This window comes from Rhizobium sp. BK456 (assembly GCF_014194045.1).
Taxonomy (GTDB): domain Bacteria; phylum Pseudomonadota; class Alphaproteobacteria; order Rhizobiales; family Rhizobiaceae; genus Rhizobium; species Rhizobium redzepovicii.
This window is the reverse complement of sequence record NZ_JACIAO010000003.1, coordinates 519057-545006: the sequence shown is the minus strand read 5'-3', so window position 1 is coordinate 545006 and position 25950 is coordinate 519057. Positions and strand designations below refer to the sequence as shown.

Here is a 25950-nt window from a genome sequence, read left to right as displayed (position 1 = left end):
CGCTCCCGCGCTGAGCGACCACGCCTATTTTGAATGGCGCCTTGTTCGAGTGCGAGGCCGACGGCGCGACGCTCGAGGCTGTGAATGGTCCTGCGTTGACAGCGTCGTAAAGTAGAAGATCTTCACGGTCTCGAGAGCTGATACGTAGAACAAGGTGATACCCAAAAGCACTGCGAGAATTTCGAGGGGGATCGGAACGAACCCGAAAAGCCCGCCGATCGGGGTGTAGGGGATGGTCACTCCCGCGGAACCGACGGCAATCGCCGTGCCGAATAGCAGCGGACTGGGTCGGCTCCTCCAGATCGGACCAGGCGTTCTGATGACGAGCATAGTCGCCAACTGCGTCATTAGCGATTCCACGAACCACGCGGACCGGAACTCGTCCTGTCCGGCGGAAAACACTCCCAGGAGCACGACGAACGTCGCCAGATCGAAGAGAGAACTTAGCGGCCCGAACCAGAGCATGAACCTCTTGATGCGTGAGATGTCCCAACGCTGCGGACGCCGAAGGTCTGCCGAATCGACCTTGTCCGTGGCGATGGCCATCGCCGGCAGGTCCGACAGCAGATTGTTTAGCAGTATCTGCTTGGCAAGGAGCGGCAGGAACGGCAACACGAGCGACGCCGCTGCCATGCTGATCATGTTGCCGAAGTTAGCGCTCGTCGCAATCGATATGTACTTCATCGTATTGGTGAAGGTCCTACGCCCGTCGTCCACCCCTTTGGAAAGGACCGCGAGATCCTGCCGCATCAGGACGACGTCGGCGGCCTCTCGGGCGACGTCGGCCGCGCCGTCCACCGAAATCCCTACGTCCGCCTCGTGAAGGGCCGGCGCGTCGTTTATCCCGTCTCCCAGATATCCGACGACGTGTCCGGCCTTGCGAAGGGCCGCCACGATCCGTTCCTTCTGGTTTGGGTCGATCTCGACGAACAGGTCGGTTTCTCCCGCACGGCTGAACAGTGCGTCGTTGCTCATGCTGCCGACATCTTTCCCCGTGAGCATACGGGAACCATCGATGCCGATGGACGACGCGAGATGCCGGACGACATATCGGTTGTCTCCCGATATCACCTTGATCCGCACTCCTCGTTCGACGAGGCTTGCTACTACGGCTGAAATGTCGGCCTTCGGCGGATCTGAGAAGAGCAGAAAACCCTGCAGGCAAAGTCCGAATTCGTCTTCCCGCGACATCTTAGAAGTTGCTTCGGATATGGGCCGGGTGGCGACTGCGAGCGCGCGCATGCCTGCTTCTCCCCATTGCCGACAGACGTCGTCCAACTGTTTGCGGACATAGTCGTCCAATGCCAGTTCGCGACCCTCGGTCATGACGGTGGCGCAGACGTCGATCACGTTGGTGGTCGCTCCTTTGCAGATCAACAGCGGTGGCCCGTCCTTTCCACCGACGATTACGGATAGACGCTTGCGCGAGAAATCGTACGGGATCTCGGCAAGCTTGCGGGCTTCGGAAGAGATCTCTCCGGCCGCGATCGTGGCCGTCACGGCGTCGTCGAGAGGATTCTTCATTCCCGATTGAAGCGCTGAATTGAGAAGTGCCAGCCGTCTCACTTCAGGTGAGACGACGCCCTGCGCGTCGACACAACTGTCGAGGCGGATGACGCCCTCGGTCAGCGTGCCCGTCTTGTCCGTGCAGAGCACGTCCATGCTGCCAAGGTTCTCCATTGCATCAAGGCGGCGGACGATCACGCCAGACTTCGACATCGTCCGGGCGCCGCGCGCGAGCGTCACGCTGATGATCGCAGGCAGCAGTTCCGGCGTCAGGCCGACGGCAAGCGCGAGCGAGAAAAGCAGAGAGTCCACGATAGGTCTGTGAAGCAGGAGATTCGCCACCAGGACGACGACGACGATGCAGAGCATGATCCGCGTCATCAGAAATCCGAAATGCCGAACACCTCGCGCAAATTCAGTTTCCGGGATCTGACGCGCAACGGCGCTGGCGATCCGTGCGAATTCCGTGCGCGGGCCGGTCGCGATGGCAAGGGCAGTCGCTGTGCCGCTCCGAACCGAGGTTCCCGTGAACACGCAGTTGGAACGATCCGCAAGACCGGCGTCTTTGGTTGAGACGCCGGGCGCCTTCGCTACGGGAAAAGTCTCTCCGGTGAGCGTCGCTTCGCTGACGTTGAGATCCTGCGCGACGATGACGACTGCGTCGACGGGCACGAGGCTCCCGGCCGAGAGCAGGATCAGGTCGCCCGGTACGATGCCGATTGCGGCAACGACCTTGTCGGCGCCGTCGCGGCGGACCTTTGAAGTGAGAGAAATTCGCTGTCGCAGCGCCTCGATCGCTCGTTGCGCGCCATGTTCCTGCAGAAAGCCGAGAAAGCAGCTAGCGAGAATGATGATGCCGATGATGATGGCGTCGTGGACTTCGCCGACGCCACCCGCGACGAGCGCTGCGAACACCAGCACGAGCACGAGCGGGCTTTTGAACTGGCGCGCGAAGTCTGCCAGCATGCCTCCACGGCTTTCGTCGGAAAGAGAGTTCGGTCCGAACCGTCGCACGCGTTCTTCGGCTTCGGCGGTCGTCAGTCCGTCCTGCAGGGACGTGGCGAGGGCAGCGCCGAGCTCCGAGGGCGATCTCGTCCAGTATGTAGGGATCGCAACTTCTAAAGTGGACGAAGGTAGAGGAGAAGGAGGAACGGGGATATCCATGGCGAACTCCGTATGTAATTTCGCCGATTATCGTCTTCGCCAGGAGGACGTCATTGATGGTTGTCAAGTTTCGTATTTTGCGTCGAAGGGGCTTGGCTTGATCGATATCAACGTTCGCGCCGTTCGAACCCGGTAAGGTCCCGCCGCTCGATGGCAGCCGAAACCTTTGCCCGTTCTGGGTGCCCGTCGCAGGTGTGATCGCGAGTGCCGCGTTGCTCCTGATCGACGTTGCGCTCATCGGTTAATCTCGCACTCACTACGTCAAAATCGACTTTGTCCTGGAGACGCGCATGAGCAGACTGCATTCGGAACATCACCTGGTCTCTCGCATCGGTTGGCTACGGGCTGCCGTCCTCGGCGCAAACGATGGAATCGTCTCGACGGCGAGCTTGATCATGGGCGTCGCTACCGCGTCCGCCGGACCCTCGCAGATCCTGGTAGCAGGCGTCGCTGGTTTGGTCGCGGGCGCGATGTCCATGGCGGCCGGCGAATACGTGTCGGTAAGCTCCCAAGCGGACACCGAGGAAGCCGATCTCGCGCGAGAACGGATCGAGTTGGAGACGCAACCAGAAGCTGAGTGCGAGGAGCTGACGGAGATCTACGTCAAACGCGGTCTCACCGACGAACTGGCCAGGCAAGTCGCGATCCAACTGACCGCAAATGATGCTCTCGACGCGCACTCGCGCGACGAACTCGGTATCGTCGAACACATGGCGGCCCGGCCGGTTGAGGCAGCTTTGACGTCAGCCCTCACGTTTGCGGTGGGGGCCGCATTGCCCCTGCTCATGGTCGTACTTTCGCCCGCCTCGTTGCTGATCTATACCGTTGCAACCGCGTCTTTGGCCTTCCTCGCGCTGCTGGGCGCTATCGGTGCGAAAGCGGGCGGCGCCAACGTCTGGAGGGCCACCACTCGCGTCACTTTCTGGGGCGCTTTCGCTATGGCATTGACGGCGGGGATCGGTGCGTTGGTTGGCACCGCAGTCTGACGAGTAACTTTCTGCCCCTTCCTGCACGCCCTGCTTCAGGACGCGGTGAGTTCTAGGATGTTGCGGTTCTGGTCGCAACGAAAGAGGAGCGGACGCAATTTCGACTCCTCAAGGCTCGGGGGCCGGAACTCATAATCGTCAGATCTCGGCCACCGCCTGGGCGAGCAACGAGCGGACCCTGCCTGCCAGACTGGCAAGCGTTTCGTTGTCGATCGCCTGCATGGATGCGACCGGATCGATGGCGCTCACCATGACATTGCCGCCATCGACCCCGCGCAGGATGACATTGCACGGCAGCATGGCCCCCACCTTCGGTTCCAGTTTCATGGCCTCGAACGCCATGCGCGGATTGCAGGCTCCGAGGATGAGGTAGTCATCGATGTCGGCGTCGATCTTCTTTTTCATGGTTGCCTTGACATCGATCTCCGTCAGAACTCCGAAACCGTGCTTGGAGAGAGCGGATTTCGTCCTGCCGACCGCATCGTCGAAACTGGTCGCCCAGAGGGTCCTATCCAGCGTATAGGTCATGAGAAGTCTCCTTCGGGCTCCCATGCAACGGCCGGCAATGCCAGCGTCCAATCACATGTCTTGCATGAACGCCTGCATTTCTTCAGGTGTGACTTTGCCGTCATTGTTCGCGTCGACCGCGTCGAAGACGCGTTTGTGGATTGCGGTCAACTCTTCGAAAGAAACTGCACCGTCCCCATCGCTATCGGCGATGGCAAACATAATCTTCACCACATGACCGCGCATTGGCCCCATCATGCGCATTCCTGGGTACATGCCAGATGGCATCATGTTGCGGCCCATCATGCCTGGCATCATTTCCGATCCGTCGGCCTCGGGTTTAGCCTCAGACTGGGCCGGGTCTGGACTTTTCGTCTGGGCGGACGCGCTGCCCATGGCGCCGACGGCACCGAGCAAGGCCAGCATAGTGATCGTTGGCAGTCTGAACATGGACATCCTGACTCTCCTCTTTGAGTATTGTCCTCCACGAGTTGGAGCGCCCTTGAGGATACGATGCACACCGGTTTCAGACATTGCGCTGGATCAAACCACTTGTATGGTTCGAGTCGTCGAGGACGGACCGATCGCCTTCGCGCCGCGCCATGACTGCGACGCCAGCCACCTGCGTCATCGAGGAACGATCGCGGCTGAAGCGACACGGAGGATTGAGCCGGCTAAGGCGAGAACAAGGTGATTTCAGAGTGCGATCGTGCCTGGCTTGATCGATATCAACGTCCACGCCGTTCGAACCGGGTATTCTGACGCCATCAGCCAACGCCTGATCGTTTGTCCGCCCTCGTGATGATGCCCCGCTCGCGGTTCGAAACTTTCAGGAGATCGAGGATGGCTCCCCAGAAACAGATAGAACGAACCTGGTCGGAAACCGTTTTTGTCCAGGTGGGCATGAGCGTCCCTCAGGCTATCGGCGGAGCGAGCGAGGCGCTCGATTTTTTCGCCAACCGATGGAAGGGCTCGCGAAGAAAACTCGCATTCGCGAGAGAGATCTGCGCCGCGGCCGTAAGCGGGCATGTCTCGCAGGAGACCGCGCGTCAGGCTTTCATTCAGGCCGCTGACGAAGCCAAGATGTCCACCTGCGCGCCCCGTGGTTGTTCGTAGACCCCAGGACGAGATCAGCTCGGTCAAGTGAGCAACAAGTCCTTAACCCAGGTGCCTTCCATGGCTTCAGGTCCTACTCGGCTGCGACGCCGATCCAGGTCAATCGGCTCGCTTCCTGCCGGTTACCATCGCTCGGACAAGGTTTTCCCTGTGCTCGATGCTTGCCAGGAGGACGCCTGCAACGTGAAGACCGACGAGGCCAAGCGTCACATCGACCAGCAGTTCATGCGCCCTTTCCACCCATTCCATTCCCCAGTAGGTGTCCGTCGTCATCATGTACCCGGTTGCGGCAATGCCCGAGATCGCGACGAGCAGCGCGAACACCATCGCGCCTCCGGCCGGATTGTGGCCGATGTAGCGCTTGGCGCGCATGGCCAGGCTGTCACGCACGAAGCCGAGGGTCGTGACCGGATCGTAGATGAAATTGGAAAAGCGCGCGTGGTGACTGCCGACGAAGCCCCAGATGATTCGCACGAGCAGGAGGCCGACAATGGCGTAGCCCGACAGAATATGCGCCTGCTTCCACTCGTCACCGGTCAGATAGGAAAAGGCGAACAGACCCACCAGACCCCAGTGGAACACCCGCACCACCGGGTCCCAGACCCTGATCTTTGGCGGCGAGCAAGCGCCCGCCGCATCCATGTCCATCCTGCCCATGGTCATTCGCTTTCGTTGCCGACCACTGCGCCGGTCTCCGGGTTGAACAGCGTTTCCACCTTTTTGCCCTTCGCATCGACGGCGTAGACCTCGTAGCAACTGCCCTCCATTTTCACCCGGCGCACGTCGAGGCCCGCGGCTTTGGCCTTTTCCTTGATGCCGTCCTGGCTCAGCCACTTGTCCTTGGGAGCCTGGGTGCAATTCTGACCCTCTTCGGCGCGGGCAACGCCGATCGACGCGGTAGCGAGCAGGAGGGTTGCGAACATGATCTTCTTCATTGGTTTTTCTCCATCATCCCAGGAGCGGTTTTGCTCATCTGGTCGGCTTCGAACCTATGGGGCGCGACCTGACGGCGACCTGATCGCGATTGTCGGGTTATTGTCACCTTCGATAGGATATTCTCCGACGATGTACCCGCCCCGCACGCTCGCGTTCGTCTGCTTTGTCCTTCTGTGGCCGTCGCTTCCGGTATGGAGCGCACATGCCGACGATTTGCCTGCTCGTTCCCGCGAAGCGGATGACCTGCCGTCGCACGACGACCTGCCTAAACGAGTCCACGAAGGGAAGATTCTGCCTCTTGCCGTACTGAAGGCGAAAGTCCTCGCCAAGCTGCCCGGCGAGTTGATCGATGTCAGTGTCGATCGGCATGACGGTCGCATAATCTACGAGTTCCGGATTCTGAGGGGCGGCGGTCAGGTCACCGAGGTGGAAGTGGACGCCGCGTCAGGCAGGATCGCCGAAATCGAGAACGAATGATGCGCCTGTTGCTTGCCGAAGACGACCCGCTCATCGCCCGTGACGTGACCGCCCAGCTCACCAAGGCCGGTTTCAACGTCGTCCACGAATCCGATGGGGAAGCCACACTGTTCGCTGGCGAGCATGACGAGTTCGCCGCCGTCATCCTTGATCTGGGTCTGCCGAAGATCGACGGCCTAACGATCCTCAAAAAGTGGCGGTCGAACGGTCGTGACATGCCGGTGATCATCTTGACGGCGCGCGGCAACTGGGAGGAACGCGTCGAGGGCATCAATGCTGGCGCCGACGACTACCTTGGCAAGCCATTCCGCATTGCGGAGCTTCTCGCCAGGCTGCACGCAGTCCTGCGCAGGTACTCCGGGCACGCCAGCGCGGTCCTGTCGTCAGGTCCCGTTTCTATCGATCCCCGCCGACGCGCGGTCATGGTCGACGGAATGCCTGTCGACGTCACGCCAATGGAGTATAAATGTCTGTTGGTGCTGATGCAGAATCGAGGTCGCGCGATCTCCCAGCTCGAGCTTACCGAGCAGCTTTACACTCAGGACTTTGAACGGGAGAGCAATTCGGTGGAGGTCCTGATCGGACGGCTGAGAAAGAAGCTTGGAAGGGACGCGATCGTCACGCGCCGAGGCTTCGGATACCAGATAGCATCGGGCGAGGGGACATGAGGTCGCTTCACGGCCGTTTCATCATCACGTCGTTGATAGCTGTGTCGATATGCCTTGCTGCTGCATCCGTCGCTCTCGTCCAGATCTTTGCGGACAGCTACAGCAAGCGCGTGCAGAACGAGCTGACCGGACACATAAACCGTCTGGCGGCTGTGATCCGCTTCTTGCCCGGAGGCAGGCTGCAGGTGCCCGAGAACCCTCCGGACAATCGTTTCCTGATACCCTATGGGGGTCTCTACTGGCAGATCGACGATCCCGTGGGGAAGGCGGAGGTCCGATCGTCCTCGCTCTTCGACTATGTCCTGCCTCTGCCGGAGGAGTCGCATCCTGTCGGTATCATGCACCAATATCGTCTCTCCGGCCCGGAGGGGAAAGATGTCCTTGTTCAGGAACGCGTTCTGTCGTTGGCCGCGCCTGAGGGCAGGAGGCCCATTCGCATCGCGGTGGCGGTGAATGCCGACGAGGTCGACAGCGCTCGCCTTGGATTTGCTCTCGACATTCTGCCCTATGTCGCCGTTCTTGCTGCGCTACTCGTGTTGATGTCGATCGGTCAGCTTTGGATCGGATTGAGACCTCTCGACCGCATCGGTCGTGATCTTGAAGCCGTCCGCGACCGGAGGGCCAGCCGACTGGCGGGGGCCTATCCGCGCGAGGTCCAACCGCTCGTCAACCAACTGAACAAGCTGCTGCAAAGCCAGGCCGCCGCGATGGAGAAGGCCAGGAGTAGGGCCAGTGATCTCGCCCACGGACTGAAGACGCCTTTGACCGTTCTCACAAACAACGCGTACTCACTCAGGGAGAAGGGCGAGGCCGAGATCGCCGATGAACTCGACCATCTTGCCGAGACTATGCTTTCGCACGTCGAGCACGAGCTCGCCCGAGCCCGTATCACCCCGAGCCCTGATCAGCGAAGTGGCGATGCCGACGTCGAGAAGATCATCAGCGAGACCGTTCGAATGCTCCGACACACTGAGGCAGGTGAACGCCTCGCATGGGAAATAGACGTGGCCGAGGACTTCAGCGTTCCCGTCGATCCGTACGACTTCCGCGAACTTGCGGGCAACTTGCTTGAGAACGCCTGCAAGTGGGCCAGGAGCAGGATCCATGTCACCGCGATTCGACAAAATGGGCAGAGCCGTCTCACGATCGAGGACGACGGCCCAGGCGTCTTGCCAGAGAGATTGCCCGATCTTCCACGCCGGGGTGTCCGTCTCGACCGTCTCAAACCCGGCTCTGGTCTAGGTCTTGCCATAGTGTCGGAGATTGCAGCGGTGTACGATCTGACGCTCACGTTGGAAAACCGTGTTGAAGGTGGCTTTCGTGCGGAAGTCGTCTTCCCTGACGTCATCGCCTCCCGAGCGCTCCATCCCAGAGTAGCGACGACGACATAACATCTTCGACGCGCGGCTATCCTTCATTAAACTGCGCCCGCAACTGTGGCGGCGTGCCGGACGCCTGCGTCGATACGGTCACGGTTGGTGTCTTGCTCCGGGGGAGGCCGGAACGAGCAGAGCCGAGGGGAAGCATTGAGTACCTCGGTTGACATCGATCACGGTGCGCTTCGATCTGCTGTTCCAGACGTCGTTCTTAGAAATGGATGACGACGCCGAGGATCGGCCCCTGCTGGACGACGTCGAAAACAAAGCCGTCGTTGTCGTAGTCGACGCCGAGTGCGCGGTATCCCGCAACAGCCGAGATCGTGTCGGTGAACTTGTAGCCGAGCGCGAGCGCCACATCCCAGTCAAGATCCGCGCCGCCGGCACCGACGAGACCCCATCCTGTGAGATAGATCTCCGGCGTGAAGAAGTAATTGCCCCGGACGCCCACCAGACCGTCGACCCAGGTCGCGCTGTCATCTTGCTCGACGCCACCGAGAATCCCGCCATTGAAGGAGATGTTGGTGTCGACCGACCACACCCGGACGCCGCCGACGACATCGAGGTGTCCCGACTGGTCTTCCAGCACCGAGTAGCCGACCCCGAGAAGTCCCGCGAAGGTCTTTGAAGTGACGTCGACGCTGTCGGCGAGAATGCCAAGCGGCGTATTCGCGTCTGCGCCAAGCTTGGTGTAGATGATGTCGCCGAAGATGCTGAACCGGTCGTACCGTGCCTCACCCGCAGCCATGAAGGCGAAATCGAGGTTCTCCAGGATGTCGCCGAAATCGGAGTCGATATGAACCTCCGGCAATCCGAACTGTGCAATGTCTCCGGAAATCCCTGCCATCCAGAAATACGGCGCGACGGTGAAGGTCCAACCGCTCGGGCTCTCGACTACTTTTGCATCGGGTGTTAGCGGCGTAAGATCGGCCGCCCAGCCGGGCGAGGTGGCCACGAGACCCGCGCAAAGGACCGCAGCGCGTAGAAGAAATGCCGTCATGTAAGTCCCCCTGCTTTGTCGGTCTCCATCGCTGTCGCCGACGAATCAATCATAATCATCGATCTCCACCCAAGTCTGGCGCAAGACCCGCCTGCCGATAAGTATGTTACGGTAGCATCTGTCCCTCTCGGCATTGCCTGCGCTTGTCCTGCCGATGTCGGAGCTAAGGTCTGCAGCTCGGGGTTGGCCGTACCTCGTCGCAGTTTTTCAACGCTGCCGGCCGCGGTTTGGCGGTGCCCATCAGACCACTGACCTGGCCCGCATAGTTGTCCCGCGTGTTCTGATCGACCGCAGCGACGGGGGCGGCAAGGATCAGACCAGCAACGTTCCCGGCTGCCGCCGCCGTTCCGGTCGTCGCCACCAGAATCTGGTCGCCAAGTCCGACCCTGCTGTCGGTGAGCGTCTGACCCTCCGAGATGCGTGATCCGATGAGCTGAACGATCTGCGGCGATTCCGCGAATTTTCCGTGGTTCATTCGGTCGCCAGATTTGATCTTGGTGAGATCGATCACCACGATCTTGTTGGCCTCGAATTCCGCCTTGTAGGACGCTTGCTCGGGATCGATGGCTCCTAGTCGGGACACGTCACCCCAGACCCGACGCGAGAAAGCCAGTGCACGGTCGTCACGGGATACGAACAAGGTGAATTGCGGATGCTGTTTGCCCATGTCGCCGATCTGCTGGCGGAACACGTCGACATCGACGTCGGGAGCCGCGAGCATGACATTCTTGAACTTCACCGGAAGTCGGCCGTTACGAATGGCCATCTGGCGCAACGATTCCAACGCCAGCCAGTTCCCCATGGAATGAGCGAGGATGGACACCTCCTTCACCTGCGGATCCTTCGCGAGATACTGGAAGAGCGTCTCCAGAGCATTTCTTGTATAGTTCGTGCTCTCCCGATCATAGCCGTAGGCGAGAAGGCTGCCACGCGACGGCCAGGTCACCAGCACGGGAGCGCTGTGCACACCCGAGTCCTGGACGATCTGGGCGAAGCGGTAGACGGAGTCTTCGAACCGGTTGTTGAAACCATGGATGAACACCAGGACACTGTGGTCGGGGCTCTTGCGGACGCTCGCGCTCAGCCAGCGCTTGGCCTCATCGACATTGAGATCGTCGGCCTTCAAGGTCGCGAAATCAGTCGCCGGATTGGAGGGAAGCCTCTTTGGCCAGGCGACCTCTCCCTCCTTGCGGACCGTGTTCGGCGGGATCGACACGGTGATATCGGCGAAAGCCGGGGCCAGCGCCCGTTCTCCGTTGAACATCTCTCCTGGCACCGCGGACCTGCTGCGTGTCGTCGCGATCAGCAAGTTGACCTTGGTCGACTTCGGAGACGTGTCTGCAACGGGCGTCATGACGTCCTTCGGATGCCCGCCGCACCCAGACAGAGCGACGATCAATGCACACAGCAGAAGCCATTGAACATAGCCGGCAACGATCGATCCCATTCCCGCGTCGTTTTTTCTCCTCACTGATTTCCCTCATGCTGGCGCTTGTCGAATGCGCGTTCGTCGGGCCTGTTTTTTAGCAATTATAGACGCCGACGGCGCAGCGCCGGACCGAGCGGCGCGCAACTCCAGCGACACTCACAGGCGTCATCGGCCGGCCGACCCTGGCCTCTGCCGGCGTGAAGACGCCCAGTCCCGGAATCGCAAACCCGTTTCCGATTTCCAGGCCGGACATGCCGATCGCCGCAGCGAGCAGCAGGAGTTTGAGTTTTCTTGCGACGGTCATTTGGTGCCTCCCATGGCAAAGTGATCAGGAAGCTCATCAATATCGGCAAGCTTCGTCAGGTCGACTTTCTTTGCGTTCGTGATGTTCTTGAACCCGAAGTCGTCGGCAACGACATCGATGCCTGTCTTCCAGTCACTGATTTGGATGCTGTATTGCGGGCCCTGATCCACCTGGCTTGCGGTAATGACATATCGACACGGATAGGGATGCTCGCCCTGAGCGATCCATATCTGCCAGTCGACTTCCTTGGTACGGAATGCAAGGTGGTCGCATTCGACGCCGCCAATCACACCGCTGCCGAGGTCCTTGACATCGACCACGTCGCGCATCAGTTCGTCATAGGCATCCGGGAGCAGAAGATCGGCACCCGGAACGGGTCTATGCAGCTTGTCCCGCAATTCATCGATTAGGTGATCGATGGTGCCTGGAACTTCTGCCTGGGCATAGAGGTTGGCGTCCTTGCCAAGCAGCGAAAGCGTCTTGCCGTCGAATGTGACTTCAACGTTGGCGAACCCACCAAACCGGGTAACCCGGAGTTTATCCGGCCGGCCCATTTCGATCTTGCCGGAACTTGCCAGCAGAATCTTCTGATGGTCGCCGGTGACGACCTCCAGGTTGGTGTCATACGAAAATGAGATCGCCTTTTCTGCGGCCATGTAGTCGGACATTGTTTTCACGAGCTTCTTGGCGTCTGCGTCTGCAGCGCTTGCAGCCGATCCAGATCCCACGATGATCATCAAGCCGAGTGCCGCGGAAGACACCGCCGCCACGGCAGGGTGCAAGGTTCGCTGGAGTGCTTTGGTCATCGACGAATCCCTTCTAAATGGTTTGTCGGACGACTGAGGTCGCTAGCTGGCTCTCGAGTATCAAAAGAAACGATTATCAGCGACCACAACCTACATGGTGACGACAGCGCGCGCGTGTAACATCGGGTATGTTCTGTGCCAGTTGTCCTGACCGTGGCGTTATCGTGGCTGAAGGACATTGGAACCGTCGATCGGCAGCGACATGGTCGCCTGCACCTCGTCCATCGCAGGAAGTCCGGCCGTTCGCAGATCGGCAATCATCCGCGCCCTGTCCTGTGGTTGGAAATTCCGCATCTTGAGTTCGGCCACGATGTTCGCAATGAAGTCGGGTCTCATTTCGTTGAACTGCGAAGCCTCGCTGCGGGCGTCCTCGACCATTCCTGCGTCGACATAGATGACGGCAGCCACCGCATGGAACAGCGGGAACTTCTGCAGGTCAGCCTGCCTGATCTCGATGACAGCGGTCTTGTCGTCGTGCAACATGTAGGCTGCGAGTGCGCGCGTTCCGCGATAGTAGCCGCCGCCGGCAGGGTTGAGAGCAATGGCGCGATCCAACAGTGCTGCCCCCCGCTGCCACTCCCCGCTCATCGCCAGCCGGGTACCAAACTCTCCTAGCAATTCGGTGTCGTTCGGATTGGTCGCCAGTGCCCGTTCGCCTATCTGAAGTGCCTCCGGAACCCGCTGGCTGAAAAACAACGTCGTCATCAGCGCCTGAAGGGCGCGGGTGTTAGCGGGATCCAGTTGAACGGCGCGGCGGGCGGCCTGAAAGCTGCGATCTATCGGCGCGGATGAAATGGGCTTCCGGTTGAACCTGAAGCGATCCTCATCGAGATAGACGATGGACAACATCGCCCAGGCCGTCGCAAAGGATGGATAGCGGGCGACCGCACTTTCGAGGCAGTTACGAACCTCTCCGTGCCGCTCGATGCTCAACTCGGCACGGTAAGCATAAAAGCTCAGCGTACAGCCGTAGATGCCAAGATCATCAGGCGGCGGTTTGGAGACATCGGCCTGCGCCATGATGCCATAGGGCTGCGCCACGGCGCTCGCAACCTTGTTGGCGACGTCGGACTGAATGGTGAACAGGTCGCGGACGCCGATGTCGTCGTCGTAGGTCTGCGACCAGAGGATCGCATCGGTCTGCGTGTCGAGCAGACGTGCCGTCACACGCACTCGGCTTCCGGAGACGCGGACACCGCCTGCCAGCAGGAAGCGCGCACCAAGTTCCCCGCGAATCTGCGATGTCCCCACCTCTGGAGGCAAGGATCTGGACGTCTCGCGACCGAAAACCTTGATCTCCTTGAAGCGGGGAAGGGCAGCGAGAAGCTCCTCAGTCAGGCCCTTCGCGTAGAGTTGCGCCTGAGGACCGTCACCCAGATTGGCAAATGGAGCGATCACCAATGTCGGTCCATCGGTTCCGGTTATGTCGGCAGTCGCGAAGGGCCAGATGGAGCCAAATCGAATGGAGGTCAATCCAGCCAGGGCTACAGCGCCGCCCACGATCACGATCAATCCAAGGGCCACTGCCCACATATGCCGTCTTAAGCTGGTAAAAGGGTACTCGGCGCGCTCCAACGGCAAACTTTGGTCTTCAGCATCAGAATTGTCAGCACTCGAGCAAGTCCAGGCAAAGGTCGGCACGTAACCGCCTTTCGGAATGTCTATTCGGATCGGATCGTGTCGACCTGCCGTAAGATAGTAGCGCTCAAGCACCTGCCTCAGCCTTCCGGCCTCGATCCGCACCACCGGATCATCCTGCGTGAAATCGTTGGGGCGCTTGAAGACTTCGACGGCGACAGAATACCCCTTGATCCGGGCTGCGCGGCCTGCAAGCGTCTCCTCCACGGCATAGGTAAGAAATGCGGCACTCCGACCGATATGCGGAAATTGCGGGCTGGTAACGATTTGATTAAGCTGAGCCCGAACATCATCGTGGGTCGGAGGTGGCCGCGTCGAATCCGGCGCGATATCGCGCCTTGATGGCAATGTATCCTGCACGACTTGCTCCTCACCCGCTCTTGAGGGACGTGACTACCGGAGATTTTATTAACTATCTCTTTTGTAACCTACCGCAGAAACTGATCCTCGTCCAACCGGAGAAGCGGACATTGCGTCGTCGTCGCCTCGTAGCAGCCCGCGACCCGAGGCGGCCAAAGCCGTAAATGACCACCCAAGGAAGCACGATGACACGATCTACTGCGCCCGCCGAATAGCGAGCAAGCCCCATAGGGAAGTCGCCGCGTGATAGAGGACGCCGGCCACAGCAGGATGCCGACCATCTGCAGAACGAGGGCGGAATAGGTCAAGACGGCCATGGTCAGGAAATTGTAGAGCGTCACTCCGACGAGCAGCCCCAGTCTGCCTTGCCTGTCTTCGGCGCCACGCGCACCCCAGCTTGCTGCGGCAAGAGCGAGCAGCGCCGCGCCGCAGATCCGCCCGACCAGTGGTGCCTCCGAAGCGATCTGCTTTGTCTCAAACAGCAGAACGAAGAGGATCGACGGCGCCACGACAAGCCCCAGTCCCGTCGCACCTTCGGCGATAGCGAACAGAGTCAGAAGCATGCGTCGGTGCGCTGTGTTCATGGCGCAGAATCCCCGTGCCCAGGTCAGCGTCCACTTTCGGCATGTGTCGCCTTGGCGACGGGGCGCTCTGCGCTGGACCTCCTGCCTCAAGGTTGCGGCTGAAGTTCTATCTTCAAGTTGTTCAGCTTTCCGTCGAAAGCGAACGGTGCCTGATAGTCGTTATCGTCGACACCGGTTCCCGTGTCGGAGCCGACATCAAAGGTTTCACTCGCTTCGAGAGCAAAGGGAATGGTATGAGGGAAGGTCCCGCTTGCCGCCTGGGCTCCGTCGATGGTGATTGTCCCCGTCCCACCTTTGCCGAGGCCCGGCCCGTCGGACTTGAAGGAGAACACGAGATTGTGCTTTCCAGGCGTCAATGCCATTGCACCCTCCACCCTTGGCCGGGCGAGGTCCAACAGGTCATAGACAAAGATTGGCTTCCCGTTGAGCAGGTAGAAGCCCCATCCCCCGAAGCGCCCGCCCGCAGTCGCAAGCATGCCGTTGCCGCCGCCAGCGGGCACATCGATATCGGCCGTGATCGTGAAGGACTTGTTGAGGATGCTCGGTGCCGTCCCAAGGGGGACGCCGACGATCGGTTTCGTATAGATGAAGTCATTGCGTCCAGCGACGATGCTCGGTCGCGGGAGAATGAAGCGCGTCAAGGCCGAGGCATCCAACGGCAGGACCTGATACTTTGCGGCCTCGATCCAGAACAAATCCTGCAACTCCTTCAGCTTGCCGGGATTGGCGGCCGCCAGATCATTGTTTTGCGTCCAATCCTTGGACAGGTCGAACAACTCCCAGGTCACGCCGTTGACGATGTCTTTCGGGATCGGAGCCGTTCCGTTCCAAGGTTCCCGATAGGGCAATGTGGAGGCGATCCACCCATCGTGATAGATCGCGCGATTGCCGAACATCTCGAAATATTGGGTCGAATGTTTCGATGGCGCATCGGCGTTTGCCTTGTCGAAGGTGTCGGCCAGGCTCACGCCTTCGATCGGCGTCTGGGTGATACCATTGACCATCTCGGGCGCGCGGACGCCTGTCACTTCCAAGATCGTCGGGACGATGTCGATGACATGGTGGAACTGGTTGCGCACCCCACCCGGATCTTTGATGTGACCCGGCCATGCGATGGCCATGCCGTTGCGAATGCCGCCGAAATAGGAAGCGACCTGCTTGGTCCACTTGAAGGGCGTATCGAAAGCCCATGCCCAGCCGACTGAATAGTGCGGATAGGTCGCTGCCGACCCCCAGGCGTCGTAGAATTTGAGCTGGTCCTGGACGGGCACGTCGACGCCGTTGAAGAAAGTCATCTCGTTTGGCGTTCCAGCCGGGGAGCCTTCCGCGCTCGCGCCATTGTCGCCGCTGATGAAGATGATCAGCGTGTCATCGAGCTTGCCCATGTCCTCGACCGCTTTGACGACCCGGCCTATTTCGTTGTCGGTATAGGCGAGGTAGGCTCCGTAGACGTCGGCCTGGCGGATGAAAAGCTTCTTCTCATCAGCCGAAAGGCCGTCCCACGGCTTGATAAGCTTATCCGGCCAAGGCGTAAGTTGGGCATCCTGCGGAACAACGCCAAGTCTCTTCTGGTTGGCGAAGATTTGGTCGCGCAGCGCATTCCATCCCTTGTCGAAGAGATGCAAGTCGCTGATCTTTTTGATCCACTCGGGGGTCGGGTGATGAGGCGCATGCGTCCCGCCCGGTGCATAGTAGAGGAAGAAAGGCTTCTTGGGATCGAGCTGGTTGAGTTGGTTGAGATAGTTGATGGCGTCGTCCGCCATATCCGTCGTCAGATTGTAGGTAGGGTTATTCAGATAGGGATAGACACGCGTGGTATTGCGGTAGAGGTCCGGTTGCCACTGGTTGGTCTCGCCGCTGACAAAACCATAAAAATACTCAAATCCCATGCCGATGGGCCATTGATCGAAGGGACCCGCCTGACTGGTTTTGAAAGCTGGCGTGTTGTGGTTCTTGCCGAACCAAGATGTTGCATAACCATTTGCCTTGAGGATCGTGCCGATCGTGTCCTTGTCCGCGGTAATCACACTGTCGTAGCCCGGATAACCGGTCGACGCCTCGCTGATCACACCGAAACCAACCGAATGATGATTCCGGCCCGTGATCAGAGCGGCGCGTGTGGGGGAACACAGCGATGTCGTATGGAAGTTGGTGTAGCGCAAACCTATGTTGGCAATCCGGTCGAGCGTTGGCGTCGGAATGACGCCACCGAAGGTGCTCGGGGCCGCAAATCCGACGTCATCGGTCAAGATTAGCAGGACGTTGGGCGCCCCCTTGGGCGGTACGACTTGCGGCTGCCAATATGGCGTCGACTGAAGCGCGTCGAGATTTGTCGTGCCGCCGAACTCGCTTGGTGGCGGCGGGATCTGTCGGCCGTCGATTGTGGTTGTCGCACTGGGCGCGCCGGCTGTTCCATTGATGACTTGCGCTGGCGCACTCGTCCCGCCGATGGAAAAAAGTGTAAGCGCCGTACCGCCTAAGAGTGCAGCCAAAGTCAGGATACTGCTTTTCATCTCGGTCCCCCGGCAATCGATCCCGCATGATGCTGACCGTTTTATTCGGGGAGGGTATGGCGAGTACCGCGCACGCGCCAGTAACATACAGTATGCACTGTCGATCCGCGTTCGCTCCTACAGTCACATTGCAGACTGAGTTGCGGACCCGCAATCGGCGGCTTCGTTCCGCCGAGGCGCCCTTTGGTTATCACGCGGCCCTCACGTGCGCTTGACGCAGCGAAATCCGACATGACTTGTCGACGTGTCCTCAGGCTCGGCATGTCTGGCGGCGGGACGATAGCGCCTGCAGTAGTTCGGCGCGCAGAGGTGGGATCCGCCCTTGAGCACGCGCCGGGGGATCCTGATGTCTGGCATCCCCGGATCATAGCTGGCGTCGGCGTCGCCTCCGCGGGGATTGATGGGGATGCAGCATGAATGGCTGGCAGGCTCGGGATGGCGTGCCGACCAGAAGTCAGAGGTCCATTCCCAGACGTTGCCGATCATGTCGTAGATGCCGTAGCCGTTTGATGGAAAGGATCCGACAGGGGACGTTCTATCTGCACCGGCGGGCTTGGTGCTCTGCGTAGGGAAGGTGCCCTGCCAGGTGTTGGCCATCAGCTTTCCTTCCGGGATCAACTCGTCGCCCCAGGCAAATTCGGCATCATCAAGGCCGCCGCGCGCCGCCAGTTCCCACTCGGCCTCGGTCGGCAGATCTTTTCCCGCCCAAGCCGCATAAGCCTTGGCGTCGCTATAGGCGATATGAACGACGGGATGATCGAGCTTGCCGCGGATGTCCGTGCGACCGCCGTAGGGGTGTCGCCAGTCCGCTCCGAACTTGAACGACCACCACTGCGTAATGTCGGGACCGACGACGGTTTTCGGCGGCGTGAACACCAGCGATCCGGCTCGCAGCATTTTGGAAAGCGCTCCAGGATAGTCCTCGACACGGGGCGCCCTTTCGGCGACGGTCACATGTCCGGTGGCTTTGACGAATGAGGCGAACTGGCGGTTGGTGACGGGGGTAGCGTCGATCCAGAAGCCGTCGACCGTCACCGGATGGGCAGGAGCCTCCTCCACATAATGCTTGTCCGAACCCATGGTGAAGGTATGGCCGGCCACCCAGACTAGGCCCTGAAATCCCGCGTCGTCCACCGCGCGCCGGTCAGGTATCATTTTCGTCACCCTCGCTAGCGTATCGCCGTTTCATATCGATGCGTGCCGCTGATCTCCGATCAGGATAACTATCCCCCACAGCCGCGTTCTTGAAGTAGGTTACAGTAAGATACGACCGCGGAATTCGATCGAGCCAGGTAGAAGTTGCGGCGATGATATCGCGTCGACACTGATGTCGCCTGCCACGCCATTGCTGTTCTGAACGGCTTTCGCCCGGATATTTGTTCCTGGCTAAACGCGGATCCGTCAGTAGGCTACGGTAACCTGCTTGCTCTCCTTATGTTTGCCGTAGCTTATATACGCGCCCAGGCAAGCCGACAGTCCCTAGTGTTTTCAACGCGGCATGCAAGCCCGATCTATCGCGATCTTCACGAGATGACCCTTCAGGAACTGCTTGGGATGCAATCACGCATCGCCATAGCAGGTGCGGAATCGGAGTCGCCTGAGGCGGATTTGAGGTTCTTCGGTCATCCGGACATGTGTGGAAGTCCAGCTTTCATTCAGGCAATGACCGAGGTCTGGGAGGAGATTGTGGGGCTACTTCCTCTAAGATCACTCGTGAAAAAGTCCCGTCCGCTGCGCCCTCGTAAAAAATCCATCGGTCCAGATCGCAATCTAGACCGATGGATTCTGTGTCATAAAAGTGGCGCTATGTCATAACGCTTGTCGCGCCAGAGGAACTCCGAGAGTCTTCAGCTGCACCCGCTCGTCGCACCGCACGTGTCGCACTTCTCGCAGGTCCCATTCCGCACCATCGTGAAGTTCTGGCACTCCGAGCACATGTTGCCGGTATAACCCTGCATAATCGAGCGCTGGCGGCGTTCGGCTTCCACCTTTTTGGCTTCGGTCTTCGCCGTTGCCGCGTCCGCTGCCGCCTTGTCGGAGAAAAGGGCGGTGGCGTCGCTGGTGATTTCCTCAGTTACCTCTTCGGCGATCTCTTCGGCCAATTCCTTGGCGCGCTCCTCGTAGTCGCGCTTGAAGGCGACGATTTCGGAAGTGGAGATGGCTGCGGTCGGTTCCAGTTTGCGGGCAGCACTGCCGGCAAAGGCGGTGACCGTGCCGGTGGAAGCGGCGCGGGCAGGGGCTGCGGTGGCGGCACCCTTGGGTTCGCCCGCCTGGCGTTCGCCGCCGGTACCGGACACCAGCGTCGGCTTGTAGCCGCGGGTCCAGCCGGTCGAAAGCAGGTTGGTCTTGCCTTCCTGGATACCCTTGCCGAGTGCGGTGTTGGAGAAATCCGACGTATCGACATGGGCGAGGTCATGACGGCCGAGATAGGAGACGGCAAGCTCGCGGAAGACGTAGTCGAGGATCGAGGTGGCGTTCTTGATCGCGTCGTTGCCGATGACCATGCCGGCCGGCTCGAACTTGGTGAAGGTGAAGGCCTCGACATATTCCTCGAGCGGCACGCCGTATTGCAGGCCGAGCGAGATGGCGATGGCGAAATTGTTCATCATCGCCCGGAAGGCAGCGCCTTCCTTGTGCATGTCGATGAAGATCTCGCCGAGGCGGCCATCGCCGAATTCGCCGGTGCGCAGATAGACCTTGTGCCCGCCGACGGCGGCCTTCTGGGTATAGCCCTGGCGGCGGTTCGGCAGCTTTTCGCGTTCGCGCGAAACCCGTTCGATCACCCGCTCGATGATCTTTTCGGTGATGGTGACGGCCTGGGCGGCGACGGGCGCCTGCAGCAGGTCCTCCAGCCCATCCTCGTCGTCCTCGTCCTCGATCAGCGAGGCATTGAGCGGCTGCGACAGCTTCGAGCCGTCGCGATAGAGCGCGTTCGCCTTGAGGCCGAGCTTCCAGGAGAGCAGATAGGCGTTCTTGCAATCCTCGACGGTCGCCTCATTCGGCATGTTGATCGTCTTGGAAATCGCACCCGAGATGAAGGGCTGGGCAGCAGCCATCATCCGGATATGGCTTTCCACCGAGAGGTAGCGCTTGCCGATCTTGCCGCAGGGATTGGCGCAATCGAAGACCGGCAGATGCTCGGCCTTCAGGAAGGGCGCGCCTTCCAGCGTCATCGCGCCGCAGACATGGATGTTGGCGGCTTCGATGTCCTTCTTCGAGAAGCCCATATGGTCGAGCAGGTTGAAGCTCATGTCGGCGAGCTGTTCGTCGGAAACCTTCAGCGTCTCCTTCAGGAAGTCGGCGCCGAGCGTCCACTGGTTGAAGACGAACTTGATGTCGAAGGCGCTCTTCAGCGCCGCGTTGACGGCTTCCACCTTCTCGTCGGTCAAGCCCTTGGCCTTCAGCGTCGACGGGTTGATCGCCGGCGCCTGGTTCAGGTTGCCGTGGCCGACGGCATAGGCCTCGATTTCGGCGATCTGGCTCTCGGAATAGCCGAGCGTGCGCAGCGCGTCGGGCACGGCGCGGTTGATGATCTTGAAGTAGCCGCCGCCGGCGAGCTTCTTGAACTTGACGAGGGCGAAGTCGGGCTCGATGCCTGTCGTGTCGCAATCCATGACGAGACCGATCGTGCCTGTGGGGGCGATGACCGAGACCTGGGCATTGCGGTAGCCATGCTGTTCGCCGAGCGCTAGCGCCTTGTCCCAGGCCGATTTGGCGTGGGCGGCAAGATCCTGATCCGGGTTTTCCGAATGGATCAGCGCGACCGGGTCGATCGACAGCGCCTCATAGCCGGAGGTTTCGCCGTAAGCGGCGCGGCGATGGTTGCGAATGACCCTGAGCATGCTGTCGCGGTTCGGCGCGAAGTTCGGGAAGGGGCCGAGCTCGGCAGCCATTTCGGCCGAGGTCGCATAGCATATGCCGGTCATGATCGCGGTCAGCGAACCGGCAATGGCGCGGGCCTCAGTGGAGTCATAGGGAATACCCGACGACATCAGCAGGCCGCCGATATTGGCGTAGCCGAGCCCGAGCGTGCGGTATTCATAGGAGAGTTCGGCAATGCGCTTCGACGGGAACTGCGCCATCATGACCGAGACTTCGAGCACGACAGTCCACAGGCGAACGGCGTGTTCGTAATCGGCGATATTGATGCGCTTGGTGGCCTTGTCCTTGAACTGCAGCAGGTTCAGCGAGGCAAGGTTGCAGGCGGTGTCGTCGAGGAACATGTATTCCGAGCACGGGTTCGAGCCGCGGATCGGGCCGCCGGCGGGCGAGGTGTGCCAGTCGTTCATCGTCGTGTTGAAGTGGATGCCAGGATCGGCCGAGGCCCAGGCGGCGTAGGAAATCGTTTCCCAGAGATCGCGCGCCTTCAGCGTCTTCATCACCCGGCCGTCCTTGCGGGCGGTCAGCTTCCATTCGCCGTCATTTTCCACGGCGCGCAGGAAGTCGTCCTTGATCGAGACGGAGTTGTTGGAGTTCTGGCCGGAGACCGTGAGATAGGCTTCCGAATCCCAATCCGTGTCGTAGGTCTTGAATTGAAGATCCTTGTAGCCCTGGCGGGCGAACTGGATGACGCGCTGGACGTAGTTCTCCGGAACCTGGTCCTTCTTGGCGGCGCGGATTTCGCGCTTCAGGGCAGGGTTCTTGGCCGGATCGAAGCAGTCGCCGTTGTCGCCACCTTCGCAATTGAAGCAGGCTTTCATGATCGTCTTCAGGTGCCGGGCGACGACCTTCGAGCCGGTGACGAGGGCTGCGACCTTCTGTTCTTCCTTGACCTTCCAGTTGATGTATTCCTCGATATCGGGATGGTCGATATCGACGACCACCATCTTGGCGGCGCGGCGCGTCGTGCCGCCCGATTTGATGGCGCCGGCGGCGCGGTCGCCGATCTTCAGGAAGCTCATCAGGCCGGAGGAGCGGCCGCCGCCGGAAAGCTTTTCGCCTTCGCCGCGCAGCATCGAGAAGTTGGAGCCGGTGCCGGAGCCGTATTTGAACAGGCGCGCCTCACGCACCCACAGATCCATGATGCCGCCTTCGTTGACGAGATCGTCCTCGACCGACTGGATGAAGCAGGCATGGGGCTGCGGATGTTCGTAGGCCGACTTGGACTTGGTCAGCTTGCCGGTGAAGGGGTCGACATAGAAATGGCCCTGGCCGGGGCCGTCGATGCCGTAGGCCCAATGCAGGCCGGTGTTGAACCACTGCGGCGAGTTCGGCGCAACGCGCTGGGTGGCGAGCATATAGGCAAGCTCGTCCTTGAAGGCCGCCGCATCTTCTTCCGAAGAGAAATAGCCGCCCTTCCAACCCCAATAGGTCCAGGTGCCGGCAAGGCGGTCGAAGACCTGGCGCGCATCGATCTCGGAGCCGGTCTGCTCATCCTTGGACAGGATCTTCAGCGCAGCATCGTCGGGAACGGAGCGCCACAGGAAGGAAGGGACGTCGTTTTCCTCCACCTTCTTCAGCCGGGTGGGGACGCCGGCCTTGCGGAAATACTTCTGCGCCAGGACATCGGTCGCTACCTGGGAGAACTGGGCGGGAACGTCGATATTCTCGAGGCGGAACACGATCGAACCATCGGGGTTCTTGATCTCGCTGGTCGCCTTGCGGAATTCGATATCCGCATAGGCGCCTTGGCCGGCCTTCGTGAAACGACGTTCGATGCGCATGGTCTTGACCTCGTGTTGGCGCCCAGTCCCCACGACCGGGGCGCAAAATTCCTATCCGGCGGCACATTGTCGTCGTGCAGCCAGTCTCGTTTCCGTATTGTCACAGGGGTGTCATCCGGAGATGTCCTTCCTGTATCTTGTGGTGATGGTGGCTGCAAACGCTAAATATAGTATTAACAGCTTATTATCGCCAGTCCCGACGTCACTTTTTTTGGAGGCTGAAAATCGCGCAGAGATCCTGTCAGGCCTGACACCGTTCCCGGCCAGTCGCCCTGATTCCGCGTCCTAATTTTCAATAGGGAACCGGGCTCGTTACCTCCGGTCCTGTCGCCGCCGCAACATCAGGGACAGTAAGTTTGAAACGGGTGATTCCGTCAAGGGCTGGCCGTTAATTGATTGCTAACCACAACATCTTGTGGATGCGCCTGTGGAGATTGGGGAAAGCCGGGGAGCCCTGAAATTACAATGGCTTGCAGGGGCTGCCGGCCAAGGAAAATGCCGGAACCACAAAAAAGCGTCCTGCGGCAAATCTTGTGATGGCATTTCCCGTGCAAATGCGCATGCCGATTCGGCGCCGAATTCAGCCCTCTTCAGAGCGCGTCGATGGCGATGGTGACGGTGGCGACGCCGATCGGGTTGTCCTCTTCGTCAATGACGACGAAGCTCGCCTGCGTTTCGAGCATCTGGGTGGATTGGTTGCGTTCCGCCCGGTCGATGAAGATCTCTCGGGAGCCGTCGGCGAAGGTTCTGAGGTATTTCTCCTCGTCGCCCTGCCAGTAGTCGGCGGTAATGGTGCTTTGCCCCACATTCAGTCCATGACTGTCGGTGACGAAAAATTCGACGATCGCCCCCTGCGAGGCGTCCTGCCTGGTTTTCAGGTAGTTCGACACGGATTTGTCGAGCAGCAGCTGGACCATCTGCAGATGGTGCCGATCGACCTCCGACCGATAGGTCTCATCGAGGACCCGCATGTCGATTTCGCTGACATCGGTGAATTTGGCATTCTGCTCGGCGATGGCTTTCAGCACCAACGGCGTTTCCACCATCGGCCGGATCCGCGTCTCGACATAGTCGCGCACCAGGGGAACATAGGCAGGCTCGGCGCGGGCAGGCGTGAGGGGAAGCAGACATGCCGCCAGCCCGACGGCAACCACCGCAACATGTCCCCACCGCGCCATCGTCGTTTCCTTCTACCGCATCGTTTGCTGCACGCTTTAAGCGCAGTTTGATACGATTCGCAGCTGCCGAGTTTATGCGAATAAGTTAAAATAGATGTGCAGATCCCGATAGCGGATTCAGGAAACCTCGCCGACAAAAACTGGAACAATTTCAAGTGGTAAATACGAGGGGTGCGCGCTGCGACCTATGGGCTCAGCGCGGCCCCTTGGCGATCGGCTCCTGGTAGGTGAAGCCCATGTCCCAAGGGAAGTAGATCCACGTATCCTGGCTCACCTCGGTGATGAAGGTATCGACCGTCGGAACACCCTTCGGCTTTGCATAGACGCAAGCGAAATGCGCCCGCGGCAGCATGGTGCGCACCTGGACGGCGGTCTTGCCGGTGTCCGTCAGATCGTCGACGACGAGCACGCCTTCGCCGCCGTTTTCGGCGAGCTCGGGCGCTATTCCCTTGAGCAGCGTCATGTCGCCCTGGTTGACGTAGTCATGATAGGAGGCGACGCAGACGGTCTCGATCAGCCGGATGTTCAGTTCGCGCGAGATGATCGCGGCCGGAACGAGGCCGCCGCGGGTGATGCAGACGATCGCCTTGAACGTTTGATCGAGGCCGGCAAGCCGCCAGGCAAGAGCGCGCGCATCGCGGTGGAACTGATCCCAGGAGACGGGAAAGGCTTTATCGGGAAGGGACATCGGGCTGCTCCGCGGCATGAAAAATCAACACGCCGTTAGCCGGCGACCGGAGGGGCTTAAGGCGGCGATCGGCAAAACAAGAAATCGCGCGAGCCGGAACTGCGCGAGATCGCGCGCTGCACTGCGCGAGTTGTGCCGAGGCCCGAAGCCGTCATCGGTCGGCGCAATTAACGGAATTTGCCGGCAAAAGGCAAGAGCAGCCGATCAACGCGACAGAAGCGTCAGCGCCGTCATCGATTGCAGCAAGGTCCTCGTCGTGCCGCCGAAGATCATCTGCCAGAGCCAGGAATGGGTATAGGCGCCCATCACGAGAAGATCGATGCTGTTGTCCGAAAGCCGGTTCTCGATGACGTGCGAGGTGTTTTTATCCACGCTTCGAGCCGTCGAAAGCGTCGTCTTCACGCCGTGGCGGGCGAGCGTGGCGGCGATATCGGTGCCTGCCGTCAGCGGCGACTGCAGTGCGGTGTCGGCCGGATCGACCGAGAAGATCTCCACCGCGTCGGCCGCCTTCAGGATAGGCAGCGCGTCGAAGGTCGCGCGCGCTGCCTCCTTCGAGCCGTTCCAGGCGATCAGCACGCGCTTGATCGGCTTTGGCTGACGGATGATGTAGGGGATTATCAGCACCGGCCGGCCGGTTTCGAAGAGAAAGCTGTCGACGTCGACATGGCTGTCGGAGGATTTGGCCGGATCGGCCTGCGAGGCGATCAGCAGATCGGCGCTGCGGGCGCTTTCGATCAGCGGTGCGGAGCCGTAGCCGATGGAGGTGGCAAAGCTGCGCCACTCCGAGGAACCGCCTGAGGCCTCAGCCTTGGCGCGAAAAATCCGCTCAACCGCGATCGTTTCGCCATGCGCCATATCCTGCAGCGCCTGCACGGCGACGGGATCGGGGATTTCCATCGGCGCCACCAGCGGTACGGCGGAGATGTTTTCGGCATGCAGGCCGATCACATGGGCGCCGCTTTCGGCGGCAATGGCAAAGGCGAAATCGGCGACGGCGGCGCTATTGTCTGCTGTATCGAGAATGGCGAGAATGGTTTTGTAAGACATATCA

Annotated in this window: 22 protein-coding genes; 5 read left to right on the top strand and 17 right to left on the bottom strand. The window is 60.2% G+C overall.

Annotation, left to right across the window (positions count from 1 at the left end; translation table 11 throughout):
• Positions 1 to 24: 24 nt before the first annotated feature.
• The gene (mgtA, locus tag FHX03_RS12335; RefSeq protein ID WP_131711711.1) at positions 25 to 2670 is read right to left on the bottom strand and encodes a magnesium-translocating P-type ATPase; all 2646 of its coding nucleotides are present in this window, start codon (positions 2668 to 2670) and stop codon (positions 25 to 27) included.
• 290 nt (positions 2671 to 2960) lie between these two features.
• On the opposite strand from mgtA, the gene FHX03_RS12330 reads away from it, so the two are divergent.
• The gene (locus tag FHX03_RS12330) at positions 2961 to 3656 is read left to right on the top strand and encodes a VIT family protein (protein ID WP_097625204.1); all 696 of its coding nucleotides are present in this window, start codon (positions 2961 to 2963) and stop codon (positions 3654 to 3656) included.
• 138 nt (positions 3657 to 3794) lie between these two features.
• Here FHX03_RS12330 and FHX03_RS12325 read toward each other — a convergent pair whose 3' ends face one another.
• Entirely contained in the window at positions 3795 to 4184 is a 390-nt protein-coding gene (locus FHX03_RS12325; RefSeq protein WP_097625205.1) for a DUF302 domain-containing protein, read from the bottom strand.
• 51 nt (positions 4185 to 4235) lie between these two features.
• On the bottom strand, positions 4236 to 4619 hold the full coding sequence (locus FHX03_RS12320; RefSeq protein ID WP_183853853.1) for an EF-hand domain-containing protein: 384 nt from the start codon (positions 4617 to 4619) through the stop codon (positions 4236 to 4238).
• Between the two features lie 387 nt (positions 4620 to 5006).
• On the opposite strand from FHX03_RS12320, the gene FHX03_RS12315 reads away from it, so the two are divergent.
• Positions 5007 to 5279, top strand: a complete 273-nt coding sequence (locus FHX03_RS12315) for a DUF982 domain-containing protein (RefSeq protein ID WP_097625207.1) — start codon at positions 5007 to 5009, stop codon at positions 5277 to 5279.
• Between the two features lie 99 nt (positions 5280 to 5378).
• Here the strand turns inward: FHX03_RS12315 and FHX03_RS12310 are convergent, their stop codons facing one another.
• Both FHX03_RS12310 and FHX03_RS12305 read right to left on the bottom strand, forming a co-directional pair.
• Entirely contained in the window at positions 5379 to 5942 is a 564-nt protein-coding gene (locus FHX03_RS12310; RefSeq protein ID WP_097625208.1) for a cytochrome b/b6 domain-containing protein, read from the bottom strand.
• Positions 5939 to 6214 (bottom strand): PepSY domain-containing protein, encoded by a 276-nt coding sequence (locus tag FHX03_RS12305; protein WP_183777769.1) that lies wholly within the window; start codon positions 6212 to 6214, stop codon positions 5939 to 5941. Before FHX03_RS12305 ends, FHX03_RS12310 begins: the two co-directional genes overlap by 4 nt.
• On the opposite strand from FHX03_RS12305, the gene FHX03_RS12300 reads away from it, so the two are divergent.
• Genes FHX03_RS12300 through FHX03_RS12290 form a run of 3 tightly spaced genes read left to right on the top strand, consistent with a single transcriptional unit; the run spans position 6201 to position 8751 of the window.
• Positions 6201 to 6692, top strand: coding sequence for a PepSY domain-containing protein (locus FHX03_RS12300; RefSeq protein WP_246699227.1), 492 nt, complete (start codon positions 6201 to 6203; stop codon positions 6690 to 6692). The genes FHX03_RS12305 and FHX03_RS12300 overlap by 14 nt on opposite strands.
• Positions 6689 to 7360, top strand: coding sequence for a response regulator transcription factor (locus FHX03_RS12295; protein WP_097625211.1), 672 nt, complete (start codon positions 6689 to 6691; stop codon positions 7358 to 7360). The genes FHX03_RS12300 and FHX03_RS12295 overlap by 4 nt, the downstream gene beginning before the upstream one ends.
• Complete coding sequence (locus tag FHX03_RS12290) at positions 7357 to 8751, top strand: sensor histidine kinase (protein WP_097625212.1); 1395 nt, start codon at positions 7357 to 7359, stop codon at positions 8749 to 8751. The genes FHX03_RS12295 and FHX03_RS12290 overlap by 4 nt, the downstream gene beginning before the upstream one ends.
• 196 nt (positions 8752 to 8947) lie before the next feature.
• Here the strand turns inward: FHX03_RS12290 and FHX03_RS12285 are convergent, their stop codons facing one another.
• The 12 genes from FHX03_RS12285 to FHX03_RS12230 all read right to left on the bottom strand — a co-directional run bounded on the left by FHX03_RS12285 (position 8948) and on the right by FHX03_RS12230 (position 25946).
• A complete protein-coding gene (locus tag FHX03_RS12285; protein WP_097625213.1) occupies positions 8948 to 9736 on the bottom strand; it encodes a hypothetical protein in 789 nt (262 codons plus the stop codon).
• 163 nt (positions 9737 to 9899) lie between these two features.
• Positions 9900 to 11183 (bottom strand): alpha/beta hydrolase, encoded by a 1284-nt coding sequence (locus FHX03_RS12280; protein WP_183853851.1) that lies wholly within the window; start codon positions 11181 to 11183, stop codon positions 9900 to 9902.
• 76 nt (positions 11184 to 11259) lie between these two features.
• Entirely contained in the window at positions 11260 to 11469 is a 210-nt protein-coding gene (locus tag FHX03_RS12275; protein WP_097625215.1) for a hypothetical protein, read from the bottom strand.
• Entirely contained in the window at positions 11466 to 12275 is an 810-nt protein-coding gene (locus FHX03_RS12270) for a DUF2092 domain-containing protein (protein WP_097625216.1), read from the bottom strand. Before FHX03_RS12270 ends, FHX03_RS12275 begins: the two co-directional genes overlap by 4 nt.
• A 159-nt stretch (positions 12276 to 12434) precedes the next feature.
• Entirely contained in the window at positions 12435 to 14273 is a 1839-nt protein-coding gene (locus FHX03_RS12265) for an adenylate cyclase (protein WP_097625217.1), read from the bottom strand.
• Positions 14274 to 14341: 68 nt separating this feature from the next.
• Entirely contained in the window at positions 14342 to 14857 is a 516-nt protein-coding gene (locus FHX03_RS12260) for a hypothetical protein (RefSeq protein ID WP_246699226.1), read from the bottom strand.
• 86 nt (positions 14858 to 14943) lie between these two features.
• Positions 14944 to 17370 carry an arylsulfatase gene (locus tag FHX03_RS12255; protein ID WP_183853962.1) on the bottom strand — a complete coding sequence of 809 codons (2427 nt, stop codon included), beginning with the start codon at positions 17368 to 17370 and terminating at the stop codon, positions 14944 to 14946.
• A gap of 201 nt (positions 17371 to 17571) precedes the next feature.
• Positions 17572 to 18525: a formylglycine-generating enzyme family protein gene (locus FHX03_RS12250; protein ID WP_183853850.1), complete on the bottom strand. Its 954-nt coding sequence runs from the start codon at positions 18523 to 18525 to the stop codon at positions 17572 to 17574.
• Between the two features lie 692 nt (positions 18526 to 19217).
• Positions 19218 to 23033, bottom strand: a complete 3816-nt coding sequence (locus FHX03_RS12245) for a vitamin B12-dependent ribonucleotide reductase (protein ID WP_183853848.1) — start codon at positions 23031 to 23033, stop codon at positions 19218 to 19220.
• A gap of 590 nt (positions 23034 to 23623) precedes the next feature.
• Positions 23624 to 24211 (bottom strand): hypothetical protein, encoded by a 588-nt coding sequence (locus tag FHX03_RS12240; protein WP_183853846.1) that lies wholly within the window; start codon positions 24209 to 24211, stop codon positions 23624 to 23626.
• 193 nt (positions 24212 to 24404) lie between these two features.
• Positions 24405 to 24899, bottom strand: coding sequence for a xanthine phosphoribosyltransferase (gene gpt / locus FHX03_RS12235; RefSeq protein WP_049734206.1), 495 nt, complete (start codon positions 24897 to 24899; stop codon positions 24405 to 24407).
• Positions 24900 to 25103: 204 nt separating this feature from the next.
• The gene (locus FHX03_RS12230; RefSeq protein WP_183853844.1) at positions 25104 to 25946 is read right to left on the bottom strand and encodes a universal stress protein; all 843 of its coding nucleotides are present in this window, start codon (positions 25944 to 25946) and stop codon (positions 25104 to 25106) included.
• Positions 25947 to 25950: the final 4 nt, after the last annotated feature.